The following is a 22,622-nucleotide window of genomic DNA, read 5'->3' as shown; positions in this document are numbered from 1 at the left end:
TCAGGTCGTCCGGTGCGCGGCGATGTGGTCCGCCAGGCTCGCGAGCGAGGCGAAGATCTTCTCGTTGTTCTCGTCGTCCGAGCGCAGCTGCACGCCATAGCGCTTGGATACCACGAGCGAGACCTCCAGCATGTCGATGGAATCGAGGCCCAGGCCGTCGCCGTAGAGGGGCTCCAGCGGGTCGATGGCCTCCGGCGCGATTTCCAGATTCAAAGCTTCGACCAGCAGGCTGGCCACTTCGTGAAGCAGTTCTTTGTTGGCGGTCATTGTGGTGCCCGAACCCCGGGCAAGTGAAACGCTGCGATTTTATGCGAGGCGGCCCTGCACCAAGACGAGGAGCGGCGGCGAAACGTAGACAATCACGTGGCGCGTGAGCCGTTCGCCACGCTCATCCACAAAAGCAGTCCCAGAATGTCCGATCCTTCACGCGAGCAGGCACCCAAGGCCTCGGTCCACCTTCCGCATGCGCCCCTGCCCGCGTACTACCGCAGCGACGATGCCGCCGCGCGCGAAGCCTTCCTGCGCCAGACCTTCGACAGCACGGCCGTGGACTACGACCGTCTGGAGAAGATCCTGGGCCTGGGCACGGGTTCGTGGTACCGGCGGCAGGCGCTGCTGCGCGCCGGCCTGCAACCCGGCATGGAGGTCGTCGACGTGGGCATGGGCACGGGCCTCGTGTCGCAGGAGATCCTGAAGATCACGGGCGAGCCGCAGCGCCTGGTCGGCGTGGACCCCAGCCCGGGGATGATGCAGCAGGCGCACTTCGCGCAGCCGGTGGAGTGCCGCATCGGCCGGGCCGAGGAGATCCCGGTGGCTTCGGCCAGCGCGGACTTCCTGGTGATGGGCTACGCGCTGCGCCACATCGCCGACTTCGCCGCGGCGGCCGCCGAATTCCGGCGCGTGCTCAAGCCGGGCGGCCGGCTGCTGGTGCTGGAGATCACGCGCGCCGAGGGCCGCGTGGCGAACCTGCTGCTGAAGGCCTACATGCGCGGCGTGGTGCCGACGATCGCCCGGCTGGTGTCGCGCTCGCCCACGACGCCCATGCTTTGGCGCTACTACTGGGACACGATCGAGGCCTGCGTTCCGCCGGCGCAGGTGCTGGAGACGCTGGCGAATGCCGGGCTGGCCGAGGTCGGCCGGCACGTCGAACTGGGCATCTTCTCGGAGTACCGCGCCCGCGGCGCATGAAGAAAACGAAAGAAGAAGAAAGAAGAATGAGAGGACATCGCTGGATCGCCACGGGCAGCTTCGCCCTGGCCGTGGTGGCTGCCGCGCCCGCAAGCGCCCAGTCCCCGCATCCCGCCGACCGCTGGGAATTCGCCGTCGAGGCAGGCTACCTGGCCAAGGTGAAGAACAACTCGCCGCACGACTACCGCATCGCGCCGGTGCAGGTGGCGTGGCGCAGCCCGTCGATGACGGACCTGTGGCGCTCGCCCGAAGGCGCGCGCCTGACGCTGCGCAACCGGTTCGCGCTGGTGGCCGAGGCGATCGTGCGGGGACCCGAGGACCACTACTTCGCAGTGTCCGGCGCACCGGTGTTCGAGCTGTGGGCGCCCGACCGCAGGACCGCCGGCTTCTTCGAAATCGGCGGCGGCGTCGGCTTCATCAACTCCAAGGGCGTGCCCGGCGGCCAAGGCCAGGACCTGGCCTTCAACTGGTACACGCAGGGCGGGCTGCGCCGCCAGCTGCGCGATGACTTCGCGTTGACGGCCGCGCTCTACTTCACCCACCACTCCAACCTGGGCATGACCAACCCGAACCCAGGCATCGACGTGCTGGGCGTGAACTTCGGCGCGGTCTGGTCCTTCCGGTAGGACTGCGCGGCAGGCTGGCGCGCGTCGCGTCCTAGGCCGACGCTGCCAGGCCGTTGGCGCGTGCAGCGCCCGTCCGGAAGGTGCGCGGGATGCCCGCGGCCGCGACGCCGCTGCGCATGGGTTCCTCGGGCAGTGCCTCGCGCAGCAGGGCACGGGCGTCCAGCAGGCGCGGCAGGGCGATGCCGGTGGTCAGGCCCATGCTCTCCAGCATGAACACCAGGTCCTCGGTGACGATGTTGCCGGAGGCGCCGGGCGCGAACGGGCAGCCGCCCAGGCCGGCCAGGCAGGCGTCGAATTCGCGGATGCCCTGTTCCAGGCCCGCGAGCGCGTTGGCCAGGCCCAGGCCCATGGTGTCGTGCAGGTGCAGCTTGGTCAGGCGCGCGCCGATCGCGTCCTGCACCTCGCGCACGGTGTCGCGCACGAGGGCGGGATGGGCATAGCCCACGGTATCGGCCAGCGCCACGCGATCGGCGCCGGTGGCGGCCAGCGCAGCGGCGACCTGCGCCACGCGCCGTCTCGGCACGTCGCCTTCCATGGAGCAGCCGAAGGCCGTGGCGGCTGCGACGTCGATGCGCATGGGGCGCGACTGCGCACGCACCCAGTCGACGATGCCGCGCACCATCTCGACCTGCGCTTCGGTGCCCTTGTTCACGTTGGCGTGGCTGTGCGTGTCGCTCACCGACACCGGGATGGCCACGACATGGGCGCCCGCTTCGTGCGCCGCGATGGCGCCCTTGAGGTTGCAGGCCAGCGCGCACACGGTCAGGCCGTCGATCGCCAGCGCGCCGCGAACCACTTCGCCCGTGTCCGCCATCTGCGGAATCATGCGCGGCGAAACGAAGCTGCCCACTTCGATCTCGCGCAAGCCGCTGTCGGCGAGCTGGCGGATCCAGCGCAGCTTGGTGTCCGTGGCCATGCGGCCCTGCGCCATCTGCAGGCCGTCGCGCGGGCCGACCTCGCAGACGGTGACCGTGGGATGCGCGCTCATTGGGTAACCTCCCCCAGGCTTGCCCGCTGCGCGGCCTGCGCCTCCCCCCTCCGCAAGCGGAGGGGGCGAGCGCCTTCGGGCGGCCGGGCGGCGCTCATTCGACCTTGATCCCGGCGGTGGTGATGATCTCGCGGGACTTCTGGATGTCGGCGCGGATGAGCGCGGCGAATTCCTCGGGCGTGCCGCCGCCGGCGTCGAAGCCCTGCGCCTGGAAGGCCGTCTTCACCTCGGGGCGCTGCAGCACCTTGTTGATGTCCGCGTTGAGCCGCGCGACGATGGGCGCCGGGATGCCGGCGGGACCCATGACGCCGTAGAAGCTGATGGCGTTGAAGTCCTTGTAGCCGAACTCGGCCACCGCGGGCACGTCCGGCAGGCTGGCGTTGCGCCTGGCGGAGGTCACGGCCAGGGCGCGCACCTTGCCGGAATGGATCATCCCGGCTGCCGACGAGATCGAGGAGCCCGCGAAGTCCAGGTGGCCGCCCAGCAGGTCGGCCAGGGCCGGCGTCGAGCCCTTGTAGGGGACGTGCTGCATCTTGACACCCGCGGTGAGCTGGAGCAGTTCCATCGCGATGTGCACGCCACCGCCGGTGCCGGAGGTGCCGTAGGTCAGCTTGCCGGGCTGCGCCTTCGCGGCCTTGAGCAGGTCCGGCAGCGTCTTGTAGGGCGAGTTCTCCTTGACCAGGATCACCAGCGGCGTGACGGCGCACAGCGCGATCGGCGTGAGGTCCTTGATCGGGTCGTAGGCGACCTTCAGCAGCAGCGGGATCAGCGAGACGTTGTCCGACTGCGCGATCACCAGCTCGTAGCCGTCCGGCTTGGCGCGCGCGGCTTCGGCCAGGCCGAGTGCGGTGCCGGCGCCGGGGCGGTTGTCCGGCACGACGTTCCAGCCGTTCAACTCCGCGAGCTTGGTGGCGATCTGCCGGCCGGTGAAGTCGGTGCCGCCGCCCGGCGTGGACGGGATGATCATGCGGATCGGCCGGGCCGGGTAGTCCTGCGCGAAGGCAGGCCAGGCGGCCAGGGCGCCCGTGGCCAGGGCGAGGCGGTGGAAATCGCGGCGGTTCATGGGGGGCTCCTTGGGCTCTTGTCGTGTCGTGTGCAGCTCAGGCGGCGACGATACCCTGGCGGACCAGGGTGTCGATCCGCGCTTCGTCCAGGCCCATGCCGCGCAGCAGCTCGCGGGTCTGCGCGCCCACGGGCTGCGGGTCCAGGCGCTTGCCGACCTTGCGGCCGTCGAATTCGATGGGCAGCGCGGCGGCGTCGACATGCTGGCCATCGGGCATGGTGGTGGGCAGCAGGGCGCCGCCTTGCTTCAGGTGCGGGTCGTCCAGCAAGTCGTGCGGCTGGCGGATCGGGCCGTACGACAGGCCGGACGCTTCCAGCGCCGCGCACAGCTCGGCCGTCTTCCAGGACTCGAGCACTTCGGCCACGGCGGGGACCAGCCAGGGGCGGGCGGCTTCGCGCTGGATGGCGGTGCGCAGGCGCGCGTCGTCGCCGAAGGATGCCGGCAGGAAGTCGCGGCAGAACGCCTGCCAGTTCGCGTCGCTCACGACGGCCACGAAAACGCGGCCGTCCTGCGTGTCGAAGATGTCGTACACGCCCCAGGGCGGCGTGCGCTTGTCGCCCATGGGGACCGGCGGCGTGCCGGTCAGCTGGTATTGCGCGATGAACTGCGCCACCAGCAGGAGGTTGTTCTCGAACAGGCCCGCCCGCACGTGCCGTCCCCGGCCGGTGCGCTGGCGGTCGTGCAGCGCCGCCAGGGCGCCGACCACGCCGAAGGTGCCGCCCAGGATGTCGTTGACCGAGGGAGCCACGCGTTGCGGCGCGCCGGTGCCGCCGTTGATGTGGGCCATGCCGCCCATCATCTGCACGACTTCGTCGAGCGCGGTGCGCTGCTTGTACGGGCCCGACAGGAAGCCCTTGAGCGAGATGTAGATCAGGCCGGGGTTGGTCGCGCTGAGCGTGGGGTAGTCGAGGCCGTACTGCACCAGGCTGTCGTCGCGGAAGTTCTCCACCAGCATGTCGCAACCCTGGGCCAGTTCGCGCACCAGCGCCTGGCCTTCGGCCGACTTGAGGTCCACCGCGAGGCTCTTCTTGTTGCGGCTGAACACGGGGAAGTAGCCGATGCCCGAGCCCTTGAGCCGGCGCGTGCGGTCGCCGTCCAGCGGCTCCACCTTGATCACCTCGGCCCCCAGGTCGGCCAGCACCAGCCCGCCGGCCGGGCCCATGATCATGTGCGACAGCTCCAGCACCTTGATGCCGCGCAGCGGCAGGGAGTCGTCGGGGAGGTAGGCGGAGGTGTCGGTCATGCAGTCTCGTGGCGGCGCGGAGCGTGCATGTTCCGCGCGGACGGCCATCGTGCCAAGCGATGGTTCGGAACTGGGGCTTTCTCGTTTCGAGACCCCGGGAAACCCCGGACGCCGGCGCCTCAGTCGATGGCGATGGCGCTGGCGCGCAGGTGGGCCACGAAGGCCTGCGCGGCCACCGGCAGCGCGTCGAGGTCGCGCACCGCCACGAAGCTGCGCGGCTGGGCCCAGGCGTCCGACAGCGGCACGAAACGCACGCCCAGTGCGCGCTCCTTGGCCGCCTTCAGGTACAGCGGCGCCACCCCAACGCCCATGCCGCGCCCGACCAGCGTGCAGATGGTCTCGAAGGAACTGACCCGCGCGCGCACGGTGCGCGACGCCCGGGCTTCGCGCGCGGCCTCGTCGAACACCTGCGCGATGCCGCTGTCGCGGCCCAGTTCCACCAGGTCGTCGTCCAGCAGGTCGACATACGCGAGGCTGCGCGCCCGGGCCTTGGCGTGCCCCGCGGGCAGCACGGCTGCCAGCACGTAGCGGCGATAGGGGAACACCTGGAGGCCTTCGTGGCTGGCGAACTCGGAAGCCACGCCCACGTCGGCGAGGCCCTCGCGCACCCCGCGGTAGATCGCCGGCGTGACCCGCTCCTCCACGTCCACCTCGATCTGCGGGCGGTCGGCGCGAAAGCGCAGGATGTCCGCCGGCAGCTCGCCGGACAGCGAGGTGACGCTGGCCAGCACCTTGATGACGCCGCGCACGCCTTCCACGTAGCCGGCCATCTCGCGCTGCATGCGGTCCATGCTTTGCAGCAGGTGGCGCGCGTGATGGGCGAGCGCCAGGCCCGGGGGTCGCCTGTGCGCCCTTGGCGCTGCGGTCGAGCAGGGGCACGCGCAGCTGCGACTCCATCTCGGCGATGCGCTTGCTGACGGCGGAGGGCACGATGTTCTCGCGCGCCGCCGCCCGGGCGATGCTGCCTTCCTCCAAAGTTGCCAGGAACAGGCGGATGGAGACCGGGTCGATGTCGCGCACGTCCGGTGCCTTACATGCCGGAGGCGTAGGGCGCGAAGCCGCGCTGGTTCTCGTCGATCTGCAGCGTGCGCCCGAGTGGCGGGAAGGCGCGCTGCGCGCAGCCCGCGCGGTCGCAGACCTTGCAGCCGGCGCCGATCAGCGTGGCGGCATCCGGGTCCACCAGGTTGACGCCCTTGGCGTACACGAGGCGTTCGGCATAACGCGCGTCGCAGCCCAGGGCCACCGCGAAGATGCGGTTGGGCGATCCGTAGCCGCCCCGCCGGTGCTCCACCGTGCGGGCGATCCACAGGTAGGTGCGGCCATCGGGCATGCGCGACAGCTGCGTGAGCATCTTGCCCGGCTGCGAGAACGCCTCGTAGACGTTCCACAGCGGGCAGGTGCCGCCGTGCCGCGAGAAGTGGAAGTCCGCGGTGGATTGCCGCTTCGACACATTGCCGGCGCGGTCGACCCGCACGAAGAAGAAGGGGATGCCGCGGCCCGGCGCGTGATGCATCGTGGACAGGCGGTGGCCGATGGTCTCGAGGCCGACGCCGAAGCGGTCGGCGAGCAGTTCGAGGTCGTAGCGCAGTGCCTCGGCCGCCTCCTGGAAGCGCCGGTTCGGCAGCACGAGCGCACCGGCGAAGTGGTTGGCGAAACCCAGGCGCGCCAGGCTGCGCGCCTGCGACGTCGTGAACGCATCGGCGGTCGTGAACGAGTCGATCAGCGGGCCGTTCTCGAGAAAGGCGAGCTGCACGCCGAGCTGGAACGCCTGCTGCCCCGGGTCCATGTCGGTGGCCAGGGCAATGGTGCGGGTGGCCGCGTCGTAGCTGCGCAGCGCCTGGTCGGACGTCCGGTTGGCCGCGGTCTCGCGCACTTCGATGCCGTGCTGCTGCCGCAGGTGCTCGCGCAGCCGCGCGAGCAGGTGCGAGCCGCCGGCCGCCGCCTCGGGCGCATCCCCGGTCACGATCTCGTACAGCTGTTCCGCGCGCTCGTCGAGCATGGCCATGTGGTGGTGGCGCGCGTAGAAGAACTCGCGCACTTCCTCGTACGGCTGCAGGGGCGGCGCGGGGTCGCCCTCGGTGCGGTCCCCGTCCGAGTCGGCCGCGAGCGACGACAGCCGGTCCTCTGCCGTGCGCGCGCGCTTGTGCAGGTGCAGCAGCACCTTGGCCACCGAAGGAAGCTGCGACGCGAGCACCTTGGCTTCCGCCTGCGGCACCGCGTCGGCCTCGCGAGGGTCGGCGAACACCGCCTGGATCTCGCTCAGCCGGCGCGCGCTCTCGTCTTCCGAAAACAGCTGCAGGTCGACGCCGTGGGCCGCCTGCAGCCGCAGCAGCACGGGCACGGTCAGGGGGCGCTGGTCGTTCTCGATCTGGTTGAGGTAGCTGGGCGAGATCTTCAGCGACGCCGCCAGGGCGGCCTGGGTCAATCGCTGCTTTTCGCGGAACGTCTTGAGCCGGACGCCCATGTAGGCCTTGGTCATCTTCGCAAGCTTCGCAAATTAACAGGCCCGAATGGGCCCCGCCGGCTAGTTTAGCCGTTGTCTTGTGCCGCCGGTTTTGCGAAGATTGCGATGTTATGAGCGAACCCAATCGACCCACGAGCACCGCGGACCTGGACCTCTGGAAAAAGGCAGCGGCCAAATCCGCGCCGGGAGGCGATCCCGCCGCCCTGGACTGGGTGACGCCCGATGGCATCACCGTCAAGCCGCTGTACACGGCGGCCGACCTGCAGGGGCTCGCGCACGTCGACACGCTGCCCGGCTTCGCGCCCTACCTGCGCGGCCCGCAGGCCACCATGTACGCGGCGCGTCCCTGGACCATCCGCCAGTACGCCGGTTTCTCCACGGCCGAAGAGTCGAACGCCTTCTACCGCAAGGGCCTCGCCGGCGGCGGCCAGGGCGTGAGCGTCGCCTTCGACCTGGCCACGCACCGCGGCTACGACAGCGACCACCCGCGCGTGGTGGGCGACGTCGGCAAGGCGGGGGTGGCGATCGATTCGGTCGAGGACATGAAGATCCTGTTCGACGGCATCCCGCTGGACAAGGTGTCGGTCTCCATGACCATGAACGGCGCCGTGCTGCCGGTGCTGGCGGGCTACGTGGTGGCCGCCGAGGAACAAGGTGTGAAACAGGACCAGCTGTCCGGGACCATCCAGAACGACATCCTCAAGGAGTTCATGGTCCGCAACACGTACATCTATCCGCCGGAACCTTCCATGCGGATCGTGGGCGACATCATCGAGTACACGGCGAAGAACATGCCGAAGTTCAACTCGATCTCGATCTCCGGCTACCACATGCAGGAGGCGGGCGCGAACCAGGCGCTGGAACTGGCCTTCACGCTGGCCGACGGCAAGGAGTACGTGAAGACCGCCACGGCCAAGGGCCTGGACGTCGATGAATTCGCCGGTCGCCTGTCCTTCTTCTGGGCCATCGGGATGAATTTCTATCTCGAGGTCGCCAAGATGCGCGCGGCGCGGCTGCTGTGGTGCCGGATCATGCGGGGCTTCGGCGCGAAGAACCCCAAGAGCCTGATGCTGCGCACGCACTGCCAGACCTCGGGCTGGTCGCTGACCGAGCAGGACCCGTACAACAACGTCGTGCGCACCACGATCGAGGCGATGGCCGCGGTGTTCGGCGGCACGCAGTCCCTGCACACCAACAGCTTCGACGAGGCCATCGCGCTGCCCACCGAATTCAGCGCCCGGATCGCCCGCAACACGCAGCTGATCATCCAGGAAGAAACGCACATCACCAACGTGATCGATCCCTGGGCCGGCAGCTACATGATGGAGAAGCTGACCCAGGACATGGCGGACGCCGCCTGGACGATCATCGAGGAAGTCGAGGCCCTGGGCGGCATGACCAAGGCCGTCGATTCCGGCTGGGCCAAGCTGAAGATCGAGGCCGCGGCGGCGCAGAAGCAGGCGCGCATCGATTCCGGCCGCGACGTGATCGTCGGGGTCAACAAGTACAAGCTGGCGCAGGAGGACGCGCTGGAGATCCGCGAAGTGGACAACGTGCAGGTGCGCGAGCAGCAGATCGCGCGCCTGCACCAGATCAAGGCGAAGCGCGACGCTGGCAAGGTGCATGCGGCGCTGGAAGCGCTGACCACCGCCGCGCGCACCGGCAAGGGCAACCTGCTGGACCTGAGCATCCAGGCGGTGCGCCTGCGGGCGACCGTGGGTGAAGTGAGCGATGCGCTCGAGAAGGTGTTCGGGCGCCATCGCGCCGATACGCAAAAGGTGACCGGTGTGTATGCAGCTGCCTATGACTCGGCCGAAGGCTGGGAGAACCTGAAGAAGGAAATCGCCGCCTTCGGCGAGGAGCAGGGCCGCCGCCCGCGCGTGATGGTCGCCAAGCTGGGCCAGGACGGCCACGACCGCGGCGCCAAGGTGGTGGCCACGGCCTACGCGGACCTGGGCTTCGACGTCGACATGGGCCCGCTGTTCCAGACGCCCGAGGAGTGCGCGCGCCAGGCCATCGAGAACGACGTGCACGCCGTGGGCATCAGCACCCTCGCCGCCGGCCACAAGACGCTCGTGCCCGCGATCATCGCGGAGCTGGAGAAGCAGGGCGCCACCGACATCATCGTGTTCGTCGGCGGCGTGATCCCGCAGCAGGACTACGAGTACCTGTACAACGCGGGCGTCAAGGGCATCTACGGCCCCGGCACCCCGATCCCGGCCAGCGCGAAGGACGTGCTGGAGCAAATCAGGAAGGCTGTCGCGCAATCGTGAACCTGGCCGCGGCCATCGTCGGAGCGCCCGGCGCTGCGCAGCGCCGCGCGATCGCCAAGGCCATCACGCTGCTGGAGTCCACCCGCGCGGATCATCGCGCGCAGGCGGACGCCTTGCTGACCGAGCTGCTGCCGCACACCGGCCACAGCTTCCGGCTCGGTATCAGCGGCGTGCCGGGCGTGGGCAAGAGCACCTTCATCGAGGCCCTGGGGCTGGCGCTGATCGCTGACGGGCACCGCGTGGCGGTGCTGGCGATCGACCCGTCCTCCAGCGTTTCCGGCGGCTCGATCCTGGGGGACAAGACGCGGATGGAGCACCTGTCGGTGCAGCCGCAGGCCTATATCCGGCCCAGCCCCTCGAGTGGAACGCTGGGCGGCGTGGCCGCCAAGACGCGCGAGGCGATGCTGGTGTGCGAGGCCGCGGGCTACGACATCGTGATCGTCGAGACGGTGGGCGTGGGCCAGAGCGAGACGGCGGTCGCGGGCATGACGGACATGTTCGTGCTGATGCAGCTGCCCAATGCCGGCGACGACCTGCAGGCGATCAAGAAGGGCGTGATGGAGCTGGCCGACCTGGTGGTGATCAACAAGGCCGACATCGATCCCGATGCGGCGACGCGCGCGCAGGCCCAGATCACCAGCGCGCTGCGCATCCTGGGCCAGCATGGCCATCCCGACCATGCGCACCACGACCAGGCGCTCTGGCACCCGCAGGTGCTGCAGCTGAGCGCGCTGAAGTCGCAGGGCGTGGACCGCTTCTGGCAGGCCGTGACGACCTTCCGAAGCCTGCAGGAATCCAGCGACCGGCTCGCGGCACGGCGGCGCCACCAGTCGCTGGACTGGATGTGGGAGCGCATCGAAAGCGGCCTGAGGCAGGCATTCCGTCAACACGCAGGCGTGAAATCGCTGCTGCCGAAGATGACCAGGGAAGTGGAACAGGGGCGCGTCGCGGCATCCACCGCCGCGCGCCAGCTGCTGCAAGCGATGCAGCGAACCGATTGAACAAGAGAGAGCCCGAGGAACAACCATGCACGACATCCTGGAACAACTGGAGAAGAAGCGCGCCGCGGCCCGCCTGGGCGGCGGCGAGCGGCGCATCGACGCGCAGCACAAGAAGGGCAAGCTGACGGCCCGGGAACGGCTCGAACTGCTGCTGGACGAGGGCACCTTCGAGGAATGGGACATGTTCGTGGAGCACCGCTGCACGGACTTCGGCATGGAGAACAGCAAGGTGCCGGGCGACGGCGTGGTCTCCGGCTACGGCATGATCAACGGACGCCTGGTGTTCGTCTTCAGCCAGGACTTCACCGTGTTCGGCGGCGCGCTGTCGGAAGCGCACGCCGAGAAGATCTGCAAGGTGATGGACCAGGCCATGAAGGTCGGCGCGCCGGTGATCGGCCTGAACGACTCCGGCGGCGCGCGCATCCAGGAGGGCGTCGCCTCCCTGGGCGGCTACGCCGACGTGTTCCAGCGCAACGTGATGGCCTCGGGCGTGGTGCCGCAGATCAGCATGATCATGGGCCCCTGCGCGGGCGGCGCGGTGTACTCCCCGGCCATGACCGACTTCATCTTCATGGTCAAGGACAGCTCGTACATGTTCGTGACCGGCCCCGAAGTGGTGAAGACCGTGACGCACGAGGAAGTGACCGCGGAAGAGCTGGGCGGCGCGAGCGCCCACACGACCAAGAGCGGCGTGGCGGACCTGGCCTTCGAGAATGACGTGGAGGCGCTGACCATGCTGCGCCGCCTGTACAACTACCTGCCGCTGAACAACCGCGAGAAACCGCCGGTGCGGCCGAGCAACGATCCGGCCGACCGCATGGACTTCTCGCTCGACACGCTGGTGCCGGACAACGCGAACAAGCCGTACGACATGAAGGAGCTGATCCTCAAGACGGTCGACGACGGCGACTTCTTCGAACTGCAGCCGGACTACGCCAAGAACATCCTGATCGGCTTCGCCCGCATGGAAGGCCAGAGCGTGGGTATCGTCGCCAACAACCCGCAGGTGCTGGCGGGCTGCCTGGACATCAAGAGCTCGATCAAGGCCGCGCGCTTCGTGCGCTTCTGCGATGCCTTCAACATCCCGGTCCTCACCTTCGTCGACGTGCCCGGCTTCATGCCCGGCACCTCGCAGGAATACGGCGGCATCATCAAGCACGGCGCCAAGCTGCTCTACGCCTATGCCGAGTGCACGGTGCCCAAGATCACGGTCATCACGCGCAAGGCCTACGGCGGCGCCTACGACGTGATGAGCTCCAAGCACCTGCGCGGCGACGTCAACTTCGCCTGGCCCAATGCCGAGATCGCGGTGATGGGCGCCAAGGGCGCGGTGGAGATCATCTTCCGCGAGGACAAGGGCGACCCGGCCAAGCTGGCCGCGCGCGAAGCCGAGTACAAGGCGCGCTTCGCCAACCCGTTCGTGGCGGGCGCGCGGGGGTTCATCGACGACGTGATCCTGCCGCACGAAACCCGCAAGCGCATCTGCCGTTCACTGGTCATGCTGCGCGACAAGAAACTGGAAAACCCGTGGCGCAAGCACGGGAACATTCCCCTCTAGGCGTCCCGCCCCGAATGGAAGTGTCCTCATGGCCCTGACCCTCCACTACCACCCGTACTCCCGCGCGGCCGGCACGATCTGGGCGCTGGAGGAGGCAGGCGTGCCCTACGAACTGAAGATCGTCGACATCCTGAAAGGCGAACAGAAGCAGCCGGGGTTCGTCGCCCTCAATCCCATGGGCAAGCTGCCGACGCTGGTCGACGGCGACGTCGTCGTGACCGAGTCCGCGGCCATCGCGCTGTACCTGGCCGACCGTTATGCAGCGGGCCGGCTCGCGCCCGCCCTGGACGATCCGCGACGCGGCACCTACCTGCGCTGGTCCTTCTTCGCCCCCAGCGTCATCGAGCCCGCCGTGATGGCGAAGGGCTCGGGCTGGGAAGTGAAGGAGGTCGCGGCAGGCTGGGGCAACTACGCGTCCGTGCTCACCGCCAGCGAAAGCGCCATTGCCAAAGGCCCGTTCCTGCTCGGCAAGGACTTTTCCATGGCCGACGTCGTGTTCGGCGGCCTGCTTCGTTTCCTCCTGTCGTTCAAGCAGATCGAACCCACGCCGGCATTCACGGCGTATGTCGATCGGCTGGACGCCCGTCCGGCCTACCAGCGCGCCGATGCGCGCAACCAGGCCATGCGCAAGGAACTGGGACTCCAGTAATCATCATGTTCAACAAGATCCTCATTGCCAATCGAGGCGAAATCGCCTGCCGCGTGATCGTCGCCGCCCGCAAGATGGGCATCAAGACCGTGGCCGTGTACTCGGACGCCGACCGCGATGCGCGCCACGTCGCGCTCGCCGACGAGTCCGTGTTCATCGGTCCGGCGCCCAGCCGCGAGAGCTACCTGGTCGCCGACAAGATCATCGCGGCCTGCAAGCAGACCGGCGCGCAGGCGGTGCATCCCGGCTACGGCTTCCTGTCCGAGAACGAGGAGTTCTCCCGGCGCGTGGAGGCCGAGGGCATCGTCTTCATCGGCCCCAAGCACTACTCCATCGCGGCCATGGGCGACAAGATCGCGTCCAAGAAGCTGGCCAAGGAAGCGAAGGTCAACACCATCCCCGGCTACAACGATGCCATCGAGACCGCCGAGCAGGCGGTGAGCATCGCCAAGGACATCGGCTACCCGGTGATGATCAAGGCCAGCGCCGGCGGCGGCGGCAAGGGCCTGCGGGTGGCCTTCAACGACAAGGAAGCCTTCGAAGGCTTCACCTCCTGCCGCAACGAGGCGCGCAACAGCTTCGGCGACGACCGCGTCTTCATCGAGAAGTTCGTGGAGGAGCCGCGGCACATCGAGATCCAGGTGCTGGGCGACTCGCAAGGCAACGTGCTGTACCTCAACGAGCGCGAGTGCTCGATCCAGCGCCGCCACCAGAAGGTGATCGAGGAGGCGCCGTCGCCCTTCATCAGCGAGGCGACGCGCAAGGCCATGGGCGAGCAGGCCGTGGCCCTGGCCAAGGCCGTGAAGTACCAGAGCGCGGGCACGGTGGAGTTCGTGGTCGGCAAGGACCAGAGCTTCTACTTCCTGGAGATGAACACCCGCCTGCAGGTGGAGCATCCGGTCACGGAATGCATCACGGGCCTGGACCTGGTGGAGCTGATGATCCGCGTGGCGGCGGGCGAGAAGCTGCCGCTGACGCAGGCCGAGGTGAAGCGCAACGGCTGGGCCATCGAGTGCCGGATCAATGCCGAGGACCCGTTCCGCAGCTTCCTGCCGTCCACCGGCCGGCTGGTGCGTTTCCAGCCGCCGAAGCCCAGCATGTGGGCCTCCGACACCGAACACCTGCAGGGGGTGCGCGTGGACACCGGCGTGGGCGAGGGCGGCGAGATCCCGATGTTCTACGACTCGATGATCGCCAAGCTGATCGTGCACGGCACCGACCGCAACGACGCGATCGCCAAGATGCGCGAGGCGCTCAACGGCTTCGTGATCCGCGGCATCTCGAGCAACATCCCTTTCCAGGCCGCGCTGCTGGCGCACCCGAAGTTCGTCGCCGGCGACTTCAACACCGGCTTCATCGCCGAGCACTACGCCAGCGGCTTCAAGGCGGAGGACGTTCCGCACCACGACGAGGACTTCCTGGCCGCCATCGCCGCCTTCGCCAACCGCAAGGCGCTGGAACGCTCGGCCGGCATCACCGGCCAGATGCGCGGCCACGAGTACAAGGTGCGCGATGAATACGTGGTGGTGAAGCTCGGCGCCGATGGCCAGCACCAGTACCAGCCCGCCATCGTGACCTCGTTCGAATCGTCGACGGGCAGCGCCGTGGTCGAAACGAACGGCAAGCGCTACGCGATCGCGAGCCGCTGGCACCTGGGCGGGCTGCGCATGCGGGGCACCGTCAACGGCGAGGCTTTCACCGCGCAGGTGGAGCGCGGCATCGGCAAGAACGCACTGGCCTATCGGATCGGCCACAACGGCACGCGCCTGGAGGCGCTGGTGCTGTCGCCGCGCGCGGCGGAGCTGTACAAGCTGATGCCCTACAAGGCTCCGCCCGACCTGAGCCGCTTCGTGCTGTCGCCGATGCCGGGCCTGCTGGTCGACGTCGCCGTGCAGCCGGGCCAGAAGGTGCAGGCCGGCGAGCGCGTGGCGGTGATCGAGGCGATGAAGATGGAGAACGTGCTCTTTGCCGCCGCCGACGGGGTGGTGGGCAAGGTGCTGGCCAGCAAGGGCGAGTCCCTGGCGGTGGACCAGCCGATCGTGGAGTTCCAGTGATGAGCGCCGCACGTCCCTTCAAGGTCCTGGGCATCCAGCAGATCGCCATCGGCGGGCCGGACAAGGTCAGGCTGCAAAAGCTCTGGGTCGACCTGTTCGGCCTGGAGGTCACCGGCACCTTCCGCAGCGAGCGCGAGAACGTGGACGAAGACATCTGCGCCCTCGGCACCGGGCCGTTCAAGGTCGAGGTGGACCTGATGCAGCCGCTGGACCCGGACAAGAAGCCCGCGGTGCACGCGACGCCCCTGAACCACATCGGCTTGTGGATCGATGACCTGCCGACGGCGGTCGAGTGGCTCACATCGCAGGGCGTGCGCTTCGCCCCCGGCGGCATCCGCCGCGGCGGCGCGGGCTTCGACATCTGCTTCGTGCACCCCAAGGGCAACGACGAGTTCCCCGTGGGCGGCGAGGGCGTGCTGATCGAACTGGTCCAGGCCCCGCCCGAGGTCACCGCTGCGTTCAAGTCGTTGGCCGCGCGCAGCTTTTAAGCAGCACTTTCGGCCGCGGGCGGCGGGTTTGCGTGCTTCCTTGCCATTTCCGCTCGCGTCTCTGCGCGGCTGCGGCCAGAATGGTCCGCAGCTCGACAATGGACCAGCCCAATCCGATCCAGCCCGGTGCCCGGGCTCCGTCATCGCCTGCGATCCGGGGCTGGCCGGGCGTTGATGCTGCCTCCAGGCGGCACAGCGGGACGCCAGGATGAGCGAAAAAGGCCTACCCGCGGGCGCCGCCGAAGCCCAGGGACCGGACGATGCCGGCGGCAACCCGTCCGCACCCCAGCCTGCTGTCTTTGCTCCCGGTGGAGAGCGTCTCTCCGAGCCGGAACTGAAGGCGCTGTCTCCCCAGGAGATCCTGTGGCGCCACCGCTCGGTGGCCGGTCTCCCGGACGCGCTGATCCTGATCGTCGACGGCGAGCTCCGCGACGGCGAGAGGATCCAGGCTTTCCTGGCCGACGCCGGCTACCGGCGCTTCGTGCAGGCGGACGACCCCGGCAAGGCCCTTGCGCTGATGCGCGGCGAACTGCCTGGCGTGCTGTTGCTGGACCTGGAACTGGCCAAGGCCGGGGGCATGCAGCTGCTGGCCAGCCTGCGCGACGACCCGGAGCTGCGGCACGTGCCGGTCATCGTGCTGTCAGGCAGCGCGGATCCGCAGGTGAAGCGGTTGGCGCTTGCCGCGGGTGCGATGGACGTCCTGTCGAAACCGGTCGATCCCGCCGAGCTCGGCCTGCGCCTGCGCAACCTGCTGGCCGCCAGCGCCTACCGCGACTACCTGGGCCAGCATGACGCGCTCACCGGTCTTCCGAACAAGCAGCGCTATCGCAAGGAGGTGGCGCAGGTGCTCGCGGCGGCCGCCAGCGCCGGCAACGACGGGGCGTTGCTGCACGTGGGCATCGATGCCCTCGGCCGCATCAACGACGCCCTCGGCCGAGCCGTCGGCGACCAGCTGCTCCAGCGGGTCGCCAGGAGCCTGGCGAGCTGCGTGCAGACCGAGGCCGGCGGCGAGCTCAGCTCGGACCGGCACAACCCGACGCTGTACCGCTTCGATGGGGACGAATTCGCGGTGATCGTCCCCTTCATGGAGGGGGTGCACAGCGCCGCGGCCTTCATCACCAAGCTGCTGGAGGACGCCACGGTCAACTTCCAGCGCCCGGGCGCGCCGGAACTGTTCGTCACCTGCAGCGTGGGCGTATCGGTGTTCCCAACCGACGGCATGGACCCGGACCGGTTGATGCGCAATGCCGGCCTGGCCCTGCGGCACGCCAAGCTGGCCGGCCCGCACCGCTACGAATTCTTCTCACCCGCCTTCGACGAGAAGGCGCAGAGCCGCCTGGACCTGGGCGCCGAATTGCGGCACGCCATCGCCCGCGACGAGATCGAGCTGATGTACGAGCCGCGGGTGGAACTCGCCACCGGCCGCGTGGTCGCCGCGCAGACCATCGTGCGTTGGAAGCACGCGTCCGGCCGCATCGTGGAGGGCGACGAGCTGATGGAACTGGCGGGTGGCTCGGAGATGGACGTGGCCCTGACGGAGTGGGCCTTCGAGCAGCTGCGCAAGCACATGAAGAACTGGCGGGGCGCCGGGCTGCAGCCGATCGCCACCGGCCTCAAGGTTTCGCTGGCCAACATGCGGCCCGGCGATCTGGGCCGGCTCGTGAACGCCGCGATCGAGGCCGGGATCGACCCGCACCACGTCACGCTCGAACTGCAGCACGTGGAGGCCATCGAGGGTCTCTCCCCGCAGGAATCCGCAGCGATGGCGGCGCTGCGCAAGAAGGGGGTGCGGCTGGCGCTCGATCGCTTCGGCGGCGACGCCTCCGTGGTGCACCTGCGCAAGTTGATGTGCGACGAAATCAAGGTGGACGCGTCCTTCGTGGCCGACCTGGAGAAGAACGCCTCGGTGCGCGGCATGCTGCTGGGCATCGGCGACCTTGCCGGCCGCGTGCACCTGTCCTGCGTGGCCTGCGGCGTGGACAATGCGGCGCAGCTCGCTTTCCTGAGCAAGAACGGCTGGGACCAAGGCCAGGGCCGCATCTTCGGCGAGCCCCTGTCGGGCCTGGCCTTCGCGGCGAAGTGGCTCACCCGCAGCGGCAAGCCGCAGCGCGTGCCGCATTTCGGCGAGAGCGCCTGAGTGAGCGCGGGCGGGCCTCGGCCGGCTAGTGGAATCCACCGAGAGCGGGGCCGCGCGCGGGGAGCGTAGACTGGACTGCGGTCCACCCGGGCCAACCGAGCTCAGGAGGCCTTCTTGCAGCCGACGAACATCGCCAATCCGGCGTACTTCCACAAGGTGGTGGATTGCCAGTGGGCGTGCCCCGCGCACACCCCCGTGCCCGAATACATCCGGCTGATCGCGCAGGGCCGCTACGGCGATGCCTACATGATCAACTGGGTGTCCAACGTGTTCCCCGGCATCCTCGGGCGCACCTGCGACCGGCCGTGCGAGCCGGCATGCCGGCGGGGCCGCGTGGAGGAGAACAACTCCGGTGACCCGGAACCGGTGGCCATCTGCCGCCTCAAGCGCGTTGCCGCCGACCTGAAGGACGACGTGCGCCAGCACATGCCCAAGCCCGCGCTGCGCAGCAACGGCAAGCGCATCGCCTGCATCGGCGCGGGACCCGCGTCGCTGACGGTCGCGCGCGACCTGGCACCGCTGGGCTACGAGGTCACGGTGTTCGACGGCGAACAGCGTCCCGGCGGCTTCATCCGCACGCAGATTCCGCGCTTCCGGCTGCCCGAGGAGGTGATCGACGAGGAAACCGGCTACGTGCTGGACCTCGGCGTGAAGTTCGTGGCGGGCCAGCGCATCGACTCGATGAAGGCGCTGCTGGCGCAGGGCTACGACGCCATCTTCGTTGGCTGCGGCGCGCCGCGCGGACGCGACCTCGAGATCCCGGGCCGGCGCGAGGCGGCGGCCCAGATCCACATCGGCATCGACTGGCTCGCGTCGGTGTCCTTCGGCCACGTCACGCAGATCGGCAAGCGCGTGATCGTCCTGGGCGGCGGCAACACCGCCATGGACTGCTGCCGCTCCGCGCGGCGGCTGGGCGGGGACGACGTGAAGGTGATCGTCCGCAGCGGCTTCGAGGAGATGAAGGCCTCGCCCTGGGAAAAGGAGGATGCCATGCACGAAGGCATCCCCATCCTCAACTACCACGTGCCCAAGTCCTTCGTCCACGACGGCGGCCGGCTCACCGGCATGAACTTCGAGGTGGTGCGCGCGGAATACGACGCGCAGGGCCAGCGCAAGCTCGTGCCCACCGGCGAGCCGGATGTCTTCTTTCCCTGCGACGAGGTGCTGATCGCGGTCGGCCAGGAAAACGCGTTTCCCTGGATGGAGCGGGATTGCGGCATCGCCTTCGACCGCTGGGGCCTGCCGCAACTGGACAAGTCCACCTTCCAGTCCACCCTGCCGCACGTGTTCTTCGGTGGCGACTCCGCCTATGGTCCGAAGAACATCATCACCGCGGTGGCGCATGGCCACGAGGCGGCAATCTCGATCGACAAGCTGCTGCACGGCGAGAACCCGCGCCTGCGGCCGGCGCCCACCGTGAACCTGATGTCGCAGAAGATGGGCATCCACGAGTGGAGCTACCACAACGAGACCTCGGTCGACGCCCGGTTCCGGGTGCCCTGGGCCGAGGCGGAGAAGGCGCTGGCGAGCATCCGGGTGGAGGTGGAGCTGGGCTTCGATGCCGCCACCGCCTTCAAGGAAGCGCAACGCTGCCTCAACTGCGACGTGCAGACGGTGTTCAACCAGAGCGCCTGCATCGAGTGCGATGCGTGCGTGGACATCTGCCCGATGGACTGCATCACCTTCACCGCGGACGGCGACGAGCCCGACCTGCGCCAGCGCCTGAAGGCGCCCGCGCTGAACCTGGCGCAGGACCTCTACGTGTCCGGCGAGCTGAAGACCGGCCGCGTGATGGTGAAGGACGAGGACGTCTGCCTGCACTGCGGACTGTGCGCCGAGCGCTGCCCCACCGGCGCCTGGGACATGCAGAAGGTGCTGTTCAAGAGCGCGATGGCGGGTGCGGGTTGCCGGGACAAGGCGCCGCATCCCACACAGGAGGCCCTGGCATGAAGCGCATCGAGGCGGTCAACGATTTCGTCGTCAAGTTCGCCAACGTCAACGGCTCGGGCTCGGCCTCGGCCAACGAGCTGTTCGCGAAGTCCATCCTGCGCATGGGCGTCCCGGTCAGCCCGCGCAACATCTTCCCCAGCAACATCCAGGGCCTGCCCACCTGGTACGAGGTGCGCGTCAGTGAGCAGGGCTGGCTGGGCCGGCGCGGCGGCGTCGACCTGATGGTGGCGATGAATCCGCAGACCTGGGATGCCGACGTCGCGGAGCTGTCACCCGGCGGCTATCTCTTCTACGACAACACGCGGCCGGTGCCGCCGGCGGCCCTGCGCGCGGACGTGCAGGTGATCGGCATGCCGCTCACGGAGATCTGCAACGCGGTCTATTCCGATCCGCGCCAGCGGCAGCTGTTCAAGAACATCGTCTACGTCGGCGCGCTGTCGGTGCTGCTGGAGATCGACCCGGCGGAAATCGAGAAGCTGTTCGGCGAGCAGTACAGGGGCAAGGAAAAGCTGCTCGCGTCCAACGTGCAGGCGCTGCAGCTGGGACGCGAGTTCGCGCAGGAGCACCTGCAGTGGCCGCTGGGCATCCGCGTCCGGCGGGCCGACCGCGTGGGCCAGCGCATCTTCGTCGACGGCAACAGTGCCGCGGCCCTCGGCTGCGTGTACGGCGGCGCGACCGTCGCCGCCTGGTATCCGATCACGCCTTCGTCCTCGGTGGCCGAAGCCTTCCAGCGCTACTGCGGCAAGTTCCGCGTCGATCCGGACACCGGGCAGAACCGCTATGCCATCGTGCAGGCGGAAGACGAGATCGCCTCCATCGGCATGGTGGTGGGCGCGGGATGGAACGGCGCGCGCGCCTTCACCGCCACGTCGGGCCCCGGTGTTTCGCTGATGACGGAGTTCATCGGGCTCGCCTATTTCGCCGAGATCCCGGTCACGATCATCGACGTGCAGCGGGGCGGCCCTTCCACCGGCATGCCCACGCGCACGCAGCAGGCCGACATCCTGTCCTGCGCCTACGCCTCGCACGGCGACACCAAGCACGTGCTGCTGCTGCCCGAGGATCCCCACGAATGCTTCGAGCACGCGGCACGGGCGCTGGACCTGGCCGATCGGCTGCAGACGCCCGTGTTCGTCATGACGGACCTGGACATCGGCATGAACCAGCGCCTGTGCGAGCCCTTCGAATGGACGGGGGACGCCTACGACAAGGGCAAGGTCATGACCGCCGAGGAACTGGAAGCCGGCAAGGACTTCGGCCGCTACAAGGACGTGGACGGCGACGGCATCCCCTGGCGCACGCTGCCTGGAACCCACCCGTCCAAGGGCTCCTACTTCACGCGTGGCACCACGCGCGATCCATATGCGCGTTATTCGGAGCGGGGCCCCGACTACGTCTACAACATGGAACGGCTGCTGCGCAAGATCCGCACGGCCGCCACGCTCGTGCCGCAGCCCCTGGTGCGGCGCGCCGGACAGGAGACGCCGCTGGGCGTCATCTACTTCGGCTCGACCAGCCCCGCGATGCAGGAGGCACTGGACGTGCTGGCGGCGCAGGGCGTGCACCTGGACGCGATGCGGCTGCGCGCCTTCCCCTTCCCGGACAGCGTCGCCGACTTCATCGCGAACCACGAGCGCGTGTTCGTGGTGGAGCAGAACCGGGATGCGCAGATGCGAACGCTGCTGGTCAATGAACTGGAGATCGATCCGGCGCGGCTGGTCAAGGTGCTCCACTACGACGGCACGCCGATCACCGCGCGCTTCATCGCGCAGGCCATCACGGCGCAGGTCGAACCGCCGGGAGAAAGCAGCATGAGCCGCCGGGCCGCTCCCCAGGCGAATACCGCAGTGCTTCGCACGGAGGTTGCCAAATGACCTACATCGCCAAGCCGCACCTGCACCATCCCAGTCTGGAGAAGAACCGGGTGGGCTACACCCGGCGCGACTACGAGGGCAAGATCTCCACGCTGTGCGCCGGCTGCGGCCACGACTCGATCTCCGCGGCCATCATCCAGGCCTGCTGGGAACTCGACATCGAGCCGCACCGGGTCGCCAAGCTCTCGGGCATCGGCTGCAGTTCCAAGACGCCCGATTATTTTCTCGGCGCCTCCCACGGTTTCAACACCGTGCACGGGCGCATGCCATCGGTGCTGACCGGCGCCAACCTCGCCAACCGTGACCTGCTGTACCTGGGCGTGTCGGGCGACGGCGACTCGGCCTCCATCGGCCTGGGGCAGTTCGCGCATGCCATGCGCCGAGGCGTGCGCATGGCCTACATCGTGGAGAACAACGGGGTTTACGGCCTCACCAAGGGGCAGTTCTCCGCCACCGCCGACAGCGGCAGCAAGAGCAAGAAGGGCGTGGTCAACAGCGACAGTCCGGTGGACCTGGTCGCCATGGCCCTCCAGCTGGGCGCGACCTACGTCGGCCGGGGCTTTTCAGGCAACAAGGCGCAGCTGGTGCCGTTGATCAAGGGCGCCATGGCACACGGCGGAGCGGCCTTCATCGACGTCATCAGCCCCTGCGTCGCCTTCAACAACCACCCCGGCAGCACCAAGAGCTACGACTACGTGCGCGAGCACAACGAGGCCGTCAGCCGCATCGACTTCATCACGCCGCGCGGCGAGATCACGGCGGAAGCGGCGCCGGGCGAGGTGGTCGACGTGCGCCAGCACGACGGCTCGCTGCTGCGCCTGCGCAGCCTGCATCCCGACTACGACCCGACGGACCGCTACGCGGCGATGGCCTTCATGCAGGCCCACCATGCGCGCGGCGAGGTCCTCACGGGGCTGCTGTACGTGGACCCGCTGGCCACCGACCTGCACACGGCGCTGAACACCACGGCGCGACCCCTCAACACGCTGGAGTCCCCGGAGCTCTGCCCGGGCCTTCCCGCGTTGAACAGAATCAACACATCGCTGCGGTAGCAGCAGATCCCCGG

Annotated in this window: 18 protein-coding genes and 1 pseudogene; 12 read left to right on the top strand and 7 right to left on the bottom strand. The window is 68.7% G+C overall.

The window, feature by feature from the left end:
• Positions 1-267: a phosphopantetheine-binding protein gene (locus AC1DSA_RS11080; RefSeq protein ID WP_477889001.1), complete on the bottom strand. Its 267-nt coding sequence runs from the start codon at positions 265-267 to the stop codon at positions 1-3.
• A 144-nt stretch (positions 268-411) separates the two neighbouring features.
• On the opposite strand from AC1DSA_RS11080, the gene AC1DSA_RS11075 reads away from it, so the two are divergent.
• Positions 412-1,188: a class I SAM-dependent methyltransferase gene (locus AC1DSA_RS11075; protein ID WP_477888999.1), complete on the top strand. Its 777-nt coding sequence runs from the start codon at positions 412-414 to the stop codon at positions 1,186-1,188.
• Between the two features lie 26 nt (positions 1,189-1,214).
• The gene (locus AC1DSA_RS11070) at positions 1,215-1,814 is read left to right on the top strand and encodes an acyloxyacyl hydrolase (protein ID WP_477888997.1); all 600 of its coding nucleotides are present in this window, start codon (positions 1,215-1,217) and stop codon (positions 1,812-1,814) included.
• 31 nt (positions 1,815-1,845) lie between these two features.
• On the opposite strand, the gene AC1DSA_RS11065 is transcribed toward AC1DSA_RS11070, so the two are convergent.
• The 6 genes and pseudogenes from AC1DSA_RS11065 to AC1DSA_RS11040 all read right to left on the bottom strand — a co-directional run bounded on the left by AC1DSA_RS11065 (position 1,846) and on the right by AC1DSA_RS11040 (position 7,587).
• On the bottom strand, positions 1,846-2,802 hold the full coding sequence (locus AC1DSA_RS11065) for a hydroxymethylglutaryl-CoA lyase (protein WP_477888995.1): 957 nt from the start codon (positions 2,800-2,802) through the stop codon (positions 1,846-1,848).
• Positions 2,803-2,896: 94 nt separating this feature from the next.
• Positions 2,897-3,865 carry a Bug family tripartite tricarboxylate transporter substrate binding protein gene (locus AC1DSA_RS11060; protein WP_477888993.1) on the bottom strand — a complete coding sequence of 323 codons (969 nt, stop codon included), beginning with the start codon at positions 3,863-3,865 and terminating at the stop codon, positions 2,897-2,899.
• Between the two features lie 37 nt (positions 3,866-3,902).
• Positions 3,903-5,108, bottom strand: coding sequence for a CaiB/BaiF CoA transferase family protein (locus tag AC1DSA_RS11055; protein ID WP_477889156.1), 1,206 nt, complete (start codon positions 5,106-5,108; stop codon positions 3,903-3,905).
• Positions 5,109-5,227: 119 nt separating this feature from the next.
• Positions 5,228-5,899: a LysR substrate-binding domain-containing protein gene (locus AC1DSA_RS11050; RefSeq protein WP_477888991.1), complete on the bottom strand. Its 672-nt coding sequence runs from the start codon at positions 5,897-5,899 to the stop codon at positions 5,228-5,230.
• A gap of 103 nt (positions 5,900-6,002) precedes the next feature.
• Positions 6,003-6,128, bottom strand: a pseudogene (locus AC1DSA_RS11045) (helix-turn-helix domain-containing protein); the annotation flags it as partial.
• Between the two features lie 10 nt (positions 6,129-6,138).
• Entirely contained in the window at positions 6,139-7,587 is a 1,449-nt protein-coding gene (locus AC1DSA_RS11040; protein ID WP_477888989.1) for a short-chain fatty acyl-CoA regulator family protein, read from the bottom strand.
• 95 nt (positions 7,588-7,682) lie between these two features.
• On the opposite strand from AC1DSA_RS11040, the gene scpA reads away from it, so the two are divergent.
• The 10 genes from scpA to AC1DSA_RS10990 all read left to right on the top strand — a co-directional run bounded on the left by scpA (position 7,683) and on the right by AC1DSA_RS10990 (position 22,608).
• A complete protein-coding gene (gene scpA / locus AC1DSA_RS11035) occupies positions 7,683-9,845 on the top strand; it encodes a methylmalonyl-CoA mutase (protein WP_477888987.1) in 2,163 nt (720 codons plus the stop codon).
• Entirely contained in the window at positions 9,842-10,846 is a 1,005-nt protein-coding gene (gene meaB / locus AC1DSA_RS11030; protein ID WP_477888985.1) for a methylmalonyl Co-A mutase-associated GTPase MeaB, read from the top strand. The genes scpA and meaB overlap by 4 nt, the downstream gene beginning before the upstream one ends.
• Before the next feature lie 25 nt (positions 10,847-10,871).
• Positions 10,872-12,404 (top strand): acyl-CoA carboxylase subunit beta, encoded by a 1,533-nt coding sequence (locus AC1DSA_RS11025; RefSeq protein WP_477888983.1) that lies wholly within the window; start codon positions 10,872-10,874, stop codon positions 12,402-12,404.
• A 28-nt stretch (positions 12,405-12,432) separates the two neighbouring features.
• Positions 12,433-13,053: a glutathione S-transferase family protein gene (locus tag AC1DSA_RS11020; protein ID WP_477888981.1), complete on the top strand. Its 621-nt coding sequence runs from the start codon at positions 12,433-12,435 to the stop codon at positions 13,051-13,053.
• Positions 13,054-13,058: 5 nt separating this feature from the next.
• Positions 13,059-15,107: an acetyl-CoA carboxylase biotin carboxylase subunit gene (locus AC1DSA_RS11015; protein ID WP_477888979.1), complete on the top strand. Its 2,049-nt coding sequence runs from the start codon at positions 13,059-13,061 to the stop codon at positions 15,105-15,107.
• On the top strand, positions 15,107-15,595 hold the full coding sequence (locus AC1DSA_RS11010; RefSeq protein WP_477888977.1) for a VOC family protein: 489 nt from the start codon (positions 15,107-15,109) through the stop codon (positions 15,593-15,595). The genes AC1DSA_RS11015 and AC1DSA_RS11010 overlap by 1 nt, the downstream gene beginning before the upstream one ends.
• A 208-nt stretch (positions 15,596-15,803) precedes the next feature.
• Positions 15,804-17,732, top strand: a complete 1,929-nt coding sequence (locus tag AC1DSA_RS11005) for a putative bifunctional diguanylate cyclase/phosphodiesterase (RefSeq protein WP_477888975.1) — start codon at positions 15,804-15,806, stop codon at positions 17,730-17,732.
• A gap of 114 nt (positions 17,733-17,846) precedes the next feature.
• Entirely contained in the window at positions 17,847-19,682 is a 1,836-nt protein-coding gene (locus AC1DSA_RS11000; RefSeq protein WP_477888973.1) for an FAD-dependent oxidoreductase, read from the top strand.
• Positions 19,679-21,556, top strand: coding sequence for a 2-oxoacid:acceptor oxidoreductase subunit alpha (locus tag AC1DSA_RS10995; protein WP_477888971.1), 1,878 nt, complete (start codon positions 19,679-19,681; stop codon positions 21,554-21,556). The genes AC1DSA_RS11000 and AC1DSA_RS10995 overlap by 4 nt, the downstream gene beginning before the upstream one ends.
• Positions 21,553-22,608 carry a 2-oxoacid:ferredoxin oxidoreductase subunit beta gene (locus AC1DSA_RS10990; protein WP_477888969.1) on the top strand — a complete coding sequence of 352 codons (1,056 nt, stop codon included), beginning with the start codon at positions 21,553-21,555 and terminating at the stop codon, positions 22,606-22,608. The genes AC1DSA_RS10995 and AC1DSA_RS10990 overlap by 4 nt, the downstream gene beginning before the upstream one ends.
• Positions 22,609-22,622 lie beyond the last annotated feature (14 nt).

The sequence above is a fragment of the Ramlibacter sp. P4_H7 genome, assembly GCF_056400765.1.
The sequence above is the reverse complement of the archived record's forward strand: the minus strand, read 5'-3'. Positions and strand labels throughout refer to the sequence as shown.

Excerpts from the sequence above, each read along its gene's own strand:
- AC1DSA_RS11025 (WP_477888983.1), top strand. The coding sequence starts at position 10,872 with ATGCACGACATCCTGGAACAACTGGAGAAGAAGCGCGCCGCGGCCCGC.
- AC1DSA_RS10990 (WP_477888969.1), top strand. The coding sequence starts at position 21,553 with ATGACCTACATCGCCAAGCCGCACCTGCACCATCCCAGTCTGGAGAAG.
- AC1DSA_RS11055 (WP_477889156.1), bottom strand. The coding sequence starts at position 5,108 with ATGACCGACACCTCCGCCTACCTCCCCGACGACTCCCTGCCGCTGCGC.
- AC1DSA_RS11060 (WP_477888993.1), bottom strand. The coding sequence starts at position 3,865 with ATGAACCGCCGCGATTTCCACCGCCTCGCCCTGGCCACGGGCGCCCTG.
- AC1DSA_RS11040 (WP_477888989.1), bottom strand. The coding sequence starts at position 7,587 with ATGACCAAGGCCTACATGGGCGTCCGGCTCAAGACGTTCCGCGAAAAG.
- AC1DSA_RS11050 (WP_477888991.1), bottom strand. The coding sequence starts at position 5,899 with ATGGACCGCATGCAGCGCGAGATGGCCGGCTACGTGGAAGGCGTGCGC.
- scpA (WP_477888987.1), top strand. The coding sequence starts at position 7,683 with ATGAGCGAACCCAATCGACCCACGAGCACCGCGGACCTGGACCTCTGG.
- AC1DSA_RS11020 (WP_477888981.1), top strand. The coding sequence starts at position 12,433 with ATGGCCCTGACCCTCCACTACCACCCGTACTCCCGCGCGGCCGGCACG.
- AC1DSA_RS11015 (WP_477888979.1), top strand. The coding sequence starts at position 13,059 with ATGTTCAACAAGATCCTCATTGCCAATCGAGGCGAAATCGCCTGCCGC.
- AC1DSA_RS11070 (WP_477888997.1), top strand. The coding sequence starts at position 1,215 with ATGAGAGGACATCGCTGGATCGCCACGGGCAGCTTCGCCCTGGCCGTG.
- AC1DSA_RS11080 (WP_477889001.1), bottom strand. The coding sequence starts at position 267 with ATGACCGCCAACAAAGAACTGCTTCACGAAGTGGCCAGCCTGCTGGTC.
- AC1DSA_RS11010 (WP_477888977.1), top strand. The coding sequence starts at position 15,107 with ATGAGCGCCGCACGTCCCTTCAAGGTCCTGGGCATCCAGCAGATCGCC.
- AC1DSA_RS11065 (WP_477888995.1), bottom strand. The coding sequence starts at position 2,802 with ATGAGCGCGCATCCCACGGTCACCGTCTGCGAGGTCGGCCCGCGCGAC.
- AC1DSA_RS11075 (WP_477888999.1), top strand. The coding sequence starts at position 412 with ATGTCCGATCCTTCACGCGAGCAGGCACCCAAGGCCTCGGTCCACCTT.
- AC1DSA_RS11005 (WP_477888975.1), top strand. The coding sequence starts at position 15,804 with ATGAGCGAAAAAGGCCTACCCGCGGGCGCCGCCGAAGCCCAGGGACCG.
- AC1DSA_RS10995 (WP_477888971.1), top strand. The coding sequence starts at position 19,679 with ATGAAGCGCATCGAGGCGGTCAACGATTTCGTCGTCAAGTTCGCCAAC.